The organism is Mesorhizobium sp. M7A.F.Ca.CA.001.08.2.1 (assembly GCF_003998455.1).
In the GTDB taxonomy this organism is placed as follows: domain Bacteria; phylum Pseudomonadota; class Alphaproteobacteria; order Rhizobiales; family Rhizobiaceae; genus Mesorhizobium; species Mesorhizobium ciceri.
This window is the reverse complement of record NZ_RZPW01000991.1, coordinates 1-1866: the sequence shown is the minus strand read 5'-3', so window position 1 is coordinate 1866 and position 1866 is coordinate 1. Positions and strand designations below refer to the sequence as shown.

The 1866-nt window shown below is 65.2% G+C and carries 2 protein-coding genes and 1 pseudogene; all 3 read left to right on the top strand.

All coding sequences use genetic code 11. From position 1 onward, the window contains the following. Nucleotides 1–419 (top strand): MurR/RpiR family transcriptional regulator (locus EN914_RS33915; RefSeq protein ID WP_164779119.1); only part of this gene is annotated, 419 nt, incomplete at its 5' end. Next, complete coding sequence (locus EN914_RS33910; RefSeq protein ID WP_013530318.1) at nt 416–1063, top strand: cysteine hydrolase family protein; 648 nt, start codon at nt 416–418, stop codon at nt 1061–1063. The genes EN914_RS33915 and EN914_RS33910, both read left to right, overlap by 4 nt. After that, nucleotides 1060–1866, top strand: a pseudogene (locus tag EN914_RS33905) (glutamine synthetase); the annotation flags it as partial. The gene EN914_RS33910 and the pseudogene EN914_RS33905, both read left to right, overlap by 4 nt.

Sequence of the window (1866 nt, the reverse complement as noted above, 5' to 3'; positions counted from 1 at the left end):
CGCTGGCCGACCTCGGCCGGCGCGACGTGCTCGTCGTCTTCGACTACCGCCGCTACCAACTCGATGTGATGGCCTATGCAAAACAGGCGGCGGCGCTCGATGTGCGCATCGTCCTGTTCACCGACCAATGGCTGTCGCCGATATCAGATCTCGCCGAAGTCACCATCGTCAGCCCGCTCGAAGTCGCCTCACCTTACGACACGCTGGCGCCGGCGATCGCACAGATGGAAGCGTTGGTCGCCCATATCGTTTCGACGCTGGGCGACGAGGCCCGCGCCCGCATCGAGCGACTCGAAAAGGTGCGGCATGCCAATGCCGTGACGCTCGACAGCGAACCGCAAGAGAACGGCGCGCGCAAGACACCCGGCCCCCGCAAGACACCGGGACCCAAATCAGCAAAGCAGGACGACAAAGCATGACCCAGGCCCTACCCAAACGAGACGAAGCCTTCCGTGCCGGCGAAACGGCACTGCTGCTCGTCGACATGCAGCGCATCTGGCTGGAGCCGGGCGCCGATCCGTCGCATCCGGAACGTGGCCCCGATCATTATTTTTACCGGCAGACATCCTCGCAGACGATCCCCAACCAGGAGCGCCTGCTGGCGGCGGCGCGGGCCAATGGCGTCGAGGTGCTGCACACCATCATCCAGAGCCTGACCGAAGACGGCCGTGAGCGCTCGCTCGACCACAAGCTGACACCGATCCATGTTGCGCCCAGTCTCCCCGAAGGACTGCCGGTGGCATCGCTGGCGCCGGTTGGCGACGAGATCATGCTGCCGAAGACGTCGTCGGGCATCTTCAATTCGACCAATGTCGACTATCTCCTCAAGAACCTCGGCATCCGCTATCTCGTCGTGGTCGGCGTGCTGACCGATCAATGCGTCGACATGGCGGTGCGCGACGGCGCCGACCGCGGCTATCTTGTCACCTGCGTATCGGATGCCTGCGCCACCATCACCCAGGAACGCCACGACATCGCGCTCAAGGCCTTCGGCGGCTACTGCTGGGTGGCCGACACCGACACGGTCGTCGACCGCTTCAACGCTTTGGGAAAACCGGCATGACATCGACTGTCGAGCCTCTGGTTGCCGTCGTCACCACGGATCTCTCCGCCGTCACGCGGGGCCGTTTCGTTGCCGAAAGCAAGTTGCAGAAGACCGCCACGACCGGCGTCGGTTGGCTGCAGGCCAATCTGTCGCTGACACCGTTCAACTCGATCGTCGATCCCAACCCCTGGGGCTCGTCGGGCGACCTGCGGCTGATCCCCGATCTCGAGGCGCGCTTTCGCACTACACGCACCGGATCGGCAACGCCATTCGATATGGTCGCCGGCGACATCGTCGAGCTCGACGGCAGCCCATGGCTCGGCTGCACCCGCACGATGCTCAAAGACGCGCTGGCCGATTTGAAAGCCGCAACCGGCCTGTCGGTCATCGCCGCCTTCGAGCATGAATTCAACGTCGCCGACGGCGGCTTCGCACAGGCGCATTCAATGTCTTTCGCCGCACTGCGCCGCGCCGATCCTTTCGCGCCGAATCTGATGGCGGCGCTCGAGGAAGCCGGCGTCGTGCCCGAGGTGGTCATCGCCGAATTCGGCGACGAGCAGTTCGAGGTGACGCACGAGCCGGCGGACGCGCTGACGGCGGCCGACCGCGCCGTCGCCATCCGCGAAATCACGCGCGAGTTGGCGCGCAATGCCGGCTGGCGTGCGAGCTTCGCCCCCAAGACAGCGCCAACCGCCGTTGGCAACGGCGTCCACATCCATTTCAGCTTCGTCGACGAGGCCGGCAAGCCGATGACTTACGATCCGGCACTGGCGGGCGGCCTTTCCGCCAAAGCGGGCGCCTTCTGTGCCGGCGTGCTGCGC